This window comes from Streptomyces sp. NPDC002130, assembly GCF_040296465.1.
GTDB lineage: Bacteria > Actinomycetota > Actinomycetes > Streptomycetales > Streptomycetaceae > Streptomyces.
This window is the reverse complement of the sequence record NZ_JBEOXI010000365.1, coordinates 1-6273: the sequence shown is the minus strand read 5'-3', so window position 1 is coordinate 6273 and position 6273 is coordinate 1. Positions and strand designations below refer to the sequence as shown.

Genomic DNA, 6273 nt, shown 5'->3' with positions numbered 1-6273 from the left:
CGTGACCCCTTGGCGACAGTTTCTCGGCTTCGGCGATGGACCGATGGCCGGGCACGAGCACGCTCCTTCGGGCCGCCTGAGAAGCCATGAGACATTAAAATGTTCGGGCTTAAGTGCCGGCGAATGGACGGGCGCGACCAGGGCCCTTCTTCTTGGGCCCATCCAGACCACAGGTATCTCACGGTGATCGCGCCGTCGTCCCACTGGATGGCGACCGCTACAGGAAGCTCCGGCCAACGGGCCCTGGTCGAACTCAGCGACGCCTCTTCAACGGTGCGCCGGGCGGTCACTCCGCTCGGACGCTACAGCTTCATTTCCGTGTCATGGCCGCTGCTCCAGCCTCGGGCTCGAAGTTACCGCCGCCCGGAGTCCCCTGATCCATTTTGGGCCCATTGCTGCCGCCCAGCTTCTTCTCCGGGAGGAGAAAGGCGAGTACGAGGCCCAGGGCGAACAACGGCGCCATATATCGGAACACCGGGGTCAATGCCTGCTGATAGGCAAGGATCACGGCGTTCTGCACCTTGTCCGGCAGAGCGTGGACGAGAGTCGGCGTCAATGAGTCGGTGGACCCCACCACCTTGGCGTCCGCAGTGGAGAGTCGATCGGCGAGCTGGTCAGTCAGGCGGTGGGTGAACACGGCGCCGACTGCGGCGGTACCCAGGGTGGCTCCGATCTCGCGGAAGAAGTTGTTGGCGGAGGTGGCGGTGCCCACGTCACTCGGCGGGAAGGCGTTCTGCACAGCCAAGACGAGGTTCTGCATGATCAGGCCAACACCCGCGCCCAACAGGAACAGGTAGCCACAGACGACAACGATCGAGGTGCTGGTGTCGAGAGTGGACATGAGCAGTACGGTGACGCCGACGACCGCGGTGCCGAGGATCGGGTAGATCTTGTAGCGTCCAGTCCTGCTGATCAGCAGGCCCGACGGGAGGGCAGTGGCCATGATGCCGACGACCATGGGGATGAGCAGCAGCCCGGACTCGGTCGCGGTCTTGCCGTACACCATCTGCAGGTAGGTCGGCATGTAGCCGATGACTGCGAACATCCCGACGCCGATCACGACCATGCCGAGCAGGGTGGCGATGTTGAAGATCCGGTTGCGGAACAGCCGCAGCGGGATGATCGGTTCAGCCGCGCGGCTCTGGGAGAACAGGAACAGGGCCCAGGCCACGACGGCGCCGGCGGCGAGGCCGAGGACGAGCGGGTCGGTCCAGGCGTAGTCGGTGCCGCCCCAGTCGGCGACGAGCACGGTGCAGGTGACGGCGGCGGCCATCAGCGCGATACCGACGTAGTCGATCGCGACCCTGGTGCTACGGCGGGGCAGGCGCAGCGCGAACGCTGCGACCGCGAGGGCGAGCGCGCCGAGCGGCAGGTTGATCCAGAAAGCCCAGCGCCAGCCGATGCCATCGGTGAACCAGCCGCCGAGCAACGGCCCGACGACCGAGGCCAGCCCGAAGACGGCGCCCATCGGAGCCATGTACTTGGCGCGTTGGCGCGGCGGCACCAGGTCGGCGATGATCGCCTGCGACGTGATCATCAGGCCTCCGCCACCGAGACCCTGCACGGCACGGCCGATGATCAGAACGGTCATGTCCTGCGCCATTCCCGCGGTTGCGGAGCCGACGATGAAGACAGCGATGGCGCCGAGGAAGAGTGTCTTGCGGCCCATCAGATCGCCGAGGCGGCCGTATACGGGCATGGCGATGGTGGCGGCGAGGATGTACGCGGTGGTCACCCAGGCCATGTGGTTCACGCCGTGCAGTTCACCGACGATGGTCGGCAGCGCGGTGCTGACGATGGTCTGGTCAAGCGCGGCGAGCAGCATCGCGGTCATCAGGCCCGCAAATATCAGGCCGAAGTGTTGCGGAATCCCGGAGGAGCCCTGCTCCTCCGTCTCCGCCGGGGTCGGTCCACTCATGAAGGCTTCCTCAAGTCGATGGGAGAACGTCGCGCAAGGACGAGCTCAGTCGGCCGACAGGGTGTGCAGGAGATCCAAGGCGCGTTCCACGTACGGAATCGGAGAGTCGTCCGCGGCGCTTCCCGGTACTGCACGCGACCAGCGCTCCAGACCGCTGCGCACCGCGGTCAGTGCGACGGCGGCGATCAGGCTCGGCACCTCGTCGTCCGGCCGCTGCCCCATCCGTTGGGCGACCACGTCGGCGATGGACCGCTGAAAGCCGTCGATACGTGCCAACATCGCGGCCAGCACGGGGGGATGGCTGTCCGCCAGCGCGAACACGTCGTGCATCAGAGCCCGCTCCGGCGGGTTGTCGGTCATCTCCCGCACGAGCAGTTGGGTCACATCCGTGAGCAGGACCCGGGGAGATGCGGCGCCGGCCGCGACAAACTCCGCGGCCAGTGCCGGGGGCACCTCCTTCGGCCCCAGCAGTAGGGCCTCCTCCTTGTTCGGGAAGTAGTTGAAGAAGGTGCGGGGTGAGACCCCGGCCTCTGCGCTGATCATGTCGACCGTGACCTTGCCGAAGCCGTGTTTCCGGGCAAGCCGCAAGGCGGCCGTGTGGATTTCACGCCGTGTCTCGCGGCGCCGTCGGTCGCGCAGACCTTCACCTGGGGATGCCATGCCGCAATTCTTGCATATTCTGCAAACTTTGCGGACCATGCAAAATGTGAAGCTCATGGCTCGCCCGGGCTGCCGGGCATACCGCCACCGCAGTAGAGACGAATGCCGCAGCTGGGTGACGAGCCGCTGTCGTGGCGCTGCCTACGCTGTCCGCATGCGAACGATCGGTCAACTTGGTCGCGCGGCGGTCCGTAGCCGACCAGGAGAGGCGCGCCTCGTCGGGTACGTGGCCATCGCATCTTTGGTGATCGCGTGCGGCGATCCCACCCGCTTTCCCCGGTGGCCCAGCCTGCTGGACATTGCTTTCGCCTGTCTGGCGAGCATCGCGTTGCCGGCCCGAGGTCGCAGTGCACTCGGCGTGCTGGTGACGGTCTCCGGGTTGTCCGTGGCCTACCAGGCCTGTGGGGGCATGTTTCTTGCCGCGCTGCCGCCGCTCATGGTCGCCCTGTACACGGTCCCGCTGCACTCCGGTCGGCGTCAGGCATGGACCGCCGCTGTCCCCGCGGTGACCGCCTTGGCCCTGGCGGCCGCGTTCTTCCAGCCAGGCCCGTTGCTGGGGCCACAGCGCGTGGGAGCCGTCGCGTGGATGGGGCTGGCCACAGTCCTCGGCGACTCGGTCCGTAACCGCCGCGCCTACGTCCGGGCTCTTGAGGAAAGGGCAGAACGAGCCGAACGGACACGCGAGGAGGAGGCCGCCCGCCGCGTGGCCGGTGAACGAATGCGGATCGCCAGGGAACTTCACGACGTCGTCGCGCACGAACTCACGCTGATCAACGCCCAGGCTGGGATCGGCGTCCATGTCGGAAGGAACGATCCGGTTCAGATGGCCGAGCTCCTTGAGGCCATCAGGGACGGTTCGAAGGGCGCGCTCGGCGAGCTGCGTTCCATCGTGGGACTCCTGAGCCAACCCGGGGACGCGGCGGCGCCACGCGAACCGAGCCCAGGACTCGTTCGGCTGGAGGATCTCGTGATCTCTTTCGACCGAGCCGGCCTGCGCGTGGACGTGGACCGTGAAGGACCGGAACGGGCGACACCGTCTGCGGTGGACGTGGCAGCCTATCGGATCGTGCAGGAAGCGCTGACCAACGTGCGCAAGCACGCGGGCGTGGACGCTGCCGGGGTACGGCTGCGCTACAGCCACGACGTGCTGCACGTCACCGTGGAGAACGACGGTGACCCTCTACGGCCCCAATGCGAAGGCGACGGCACGGGTCGCGGCTTGATCAGCATGCGCGAGCGAGCGGCCGCAGTGGGGGGAAGCACGGCGATCGGCCCACGCCCCGGCGGCGGATTCGTCGTGGCGGCATGGTTGCCGTTGAGCAGCGCGCAGAGTACGGAACGTGAACGAGTGAGGAACGAGGGCGCCCGATGACGATCCGGGTCCTGCTGGCGGACGATCAGGCGCTGCTGCGCGGCATGCTCAGACGGCTTGTCGACAACACTCCGGGCATGGAGGTGGCCGGCGAGGCAGCGGACGGTGCCGAGGCGGTCGAGCTCGTACGGGCTCAGGGCGCGGACGTGGTCCTCATGGACATCCGGATGCCCGGAACCGACGGCATCGAAGCCACTCGGACCATCGCAGCTGATCCCGCCCTCGGCGAAGTGAAGGTGCTGGTCCTGACCACGTTCGAGATCGACGAGTACGTTGCGGAGGCGGTCCGGGCGGGAGCGAGGGGTTTCATCGGCAAGGGCGCCGACCCCGAGGACCTGCTGGCGGCGATCGAGACCGTCGCGGCCGGCGAGCCCATACTGTCAGCAGCGGCAACGGCCGCCCTCATGGCCCGTTTCCAGGCTCACGCCCCGCGCAACTGGGCGAAGGAGACTGAGCGGTTGGCGGAACTCACGCCACGAGAGCGCGAGACGTTGGTCCTGGTGGCGAGCGGCCTGACCAATGACGACATCTCCGAGCGACTGCAGTTGAGCCGACACACCGTCAAGACGCATGTCAACCGGGCCATGACCAAGATCGGTGTCAGTGAGCGGGCGCAGCTTGTGACGATCGCCTACGAGAGCGGATTGGTGCAGCCGGGCGACATGCTCTGACACCGCGTCCGGCCCCCGAACGCGGTAGGCGGCTGTATGCATAACGCGCCCGCGGTAGGCGCAAAGCACCGCGGGTGGCTGACGACCGGGCGACCGGACGCGAGAGAGGCTGGGGCAGGTCGCCGGAGGCCAGGCGAATTCGGCCATGAGGCGACTCGCACGACTCCGTCCATTCCCAGAAATGAGACCTGTCTCGATGTCCTGGCTGTCTCGGATCAGTCTGGTCAACCGCAAGTTGGCCGCATTGATCACGATCATCGTCGTTGCCTTCGGGGCGTACGCCGCCTCGTCCCTCAAACAGCAGCTGATCCCCAACATCTCCTTCCCCGCGGTCACCGTGACCGCCACCTATGCGGGAGCCTCGCCGCAGGTGGTGGAGGACCAGGTCGTCAAGCCGATCGAGGACGCCGTCAAGAGCGTCGACGGGGTCGAAACGGTGACCTCCACATCGAGGCAGGGCTCGGCCTCCGTCCAGCTGCAGTTCGACTACGACGCTGATGTCGACACCAAGGCGAACGACGTCCAGCAGGCGCTCTCGAAGAGCTCCGCGAGCCTGCCCGACAACGTCGACCCCGAGGTCCAGAAGGGCAGCAGCGACGACCAACCGACCATGACGCTGGCCGTCACCTCCGACGAGGATCAGCAGGACCTGGCGAAGGTGCTCGAGGACAAGGTTGTCCCGGAGCTGAAGGCCGTCGACGGGGTCAACCAAGCCACGGTCACCGGTGAACGCGACCGGAAGGTCGTCATCACCCCGGACTCCGGCAAACTTCAGGACGCCGGCCTGACCGTCCAGTCGATCAAGAGCGCGCTGACGTCGAACGGCTCCACCTCGCCCGGCGGATCCGTGAACTCCGGCAAGAAGTCGCTCAGCATCCAGATCGGCGGTGCCCTGACCTCCGTCCAGCAGGTCAAGGACCTGTGGCTGAGCGCGGAGACCGGCGCCGGCAGCGCCTCGGGGGCGAGTGGTCCCGGCGGCGCCGCGGCAGGCACGTCCTCGACCACGGGTTCCACGGGTTCCACGGGTTCCGGTTCCTCCAGCCCGGTGCAGCTCGGGGACGTAGCCACGGTCGAGCTCAAGGACTCCGACGCCACCACGCTCACCAGGACCAACGGCAAGGAGAGCCTCGGCGTAGCAATCACGATGGACCAGGACGGCAGTTCGTCGTCCATCTCCCAGGACGTCCGCGGGAAGCTGTCCGGCCTGGAGAAGGACCTCGGCCATGATGCGCGGATAACCGTGGTCTCCGACAACGGCCCGCAGGTCCGGCAGGCCGTCGTCGGCCTGTTCGAGGAGGGCCTGCTCGGTCTGCTGATGGCGGTCCTCGTGATCGTCGTCTTCCTGCGCTCCGTCCGCTCCACCCTGGTCACGGCCGTCTCGATCCCGTTGTCCCTGCTCATCGCGCTGATCGCGCTGTGGACGAAGGACTACTCGCTCAACGTCCTCACCCTCGGAGGCCTGACCCTGGCGGTCGGCCGGGTCGTCGACGACTCGATCGTGGTCCTGGAGAACATCAAACGCCACCTCGGCTACGGCGAGGAAAAGGGCACCGCCATCCTGACGGCGGTGCGCGAGGTATCCACCGCGGTCACTCTCTCCACTCTCACCACGGTGGCGGTGTTCGTGCCCATAGCCCTGGTCAGCGGCCTGG

General features: G+C 67.1%; 5 protein-coding genes. 3 read left to right on the top strand and 2 right to left on the bottom strand.

What is annotated here, in order from left to right; all coding sequences use genetic code 11:
• Window positions 1-310 precede the first annotated feature (310 nt).
• Together ABT116_RS38380 and ABT116_RS38375 are read right to left on the bottom strand one after the other, a co-directional pair.
• Complete coding sequence (locus ABT116_RS38380) at window positions 311-1918, bottom strand: MDR family MFS transporter (protein WP_351644114.1); 1608 nt, start codon at window positions 1916-1918, stop codon at window positions 311-313.
• 45 nt (window positions 1919-1963) lie between these two features.
• Window positions 1964-2578, bottom strand: a complete 615-nt coding sequence (locus ABT116_RS38375) for a TetR family transcriptional regulator (protein ID WP_351644112.1) — start codon at window positions 2576-2578, stop codon at window positions 1964-1966.
• Window positions 2579-2732: 154 nt separating this feature from the next.
• Here ABT116_RS38375 and ABT116_RS38370 point away from each other — a divergent pair, with 154 nt between their 5' ends.
• The 3 genes from ABT116_RS38370 to ABT116_RS38360 all read left to right on the top strand — a co-directional run.
• Window positions 2733-3950, top strand: coding sequence for a sensor histidine kinase (locus ABT116_RS38370; protein WP_351644109.1), 1218 nt, complete (start codon window positions 2733-2735; stop codon window positions 3948-3950).
• The gene (locus tag ABT116_RS38365; protein ID WP_351644107.1) at window positions 3947-4621 is read left to right on the top strand and encodes a response regulator; all 675 of its coding nucleotides are present in this window, start codon (window positions 3947-3949) and stop codon (window positions 4619-4621) included. Before ABT116_RS38370 ends, ABT116_RS38365 begins: the two co-directional genes overlap by 4 nt.
• Before the next feature lie 196 nt (window positions 4622-4817).
• The coding region (locus ABT116_RS38360) for an efflux RND transporter permease subunit (protein WP_351644105.1) at window positions 4818-6273 on the top strand (1456 nt) is incomplete at its 3' end.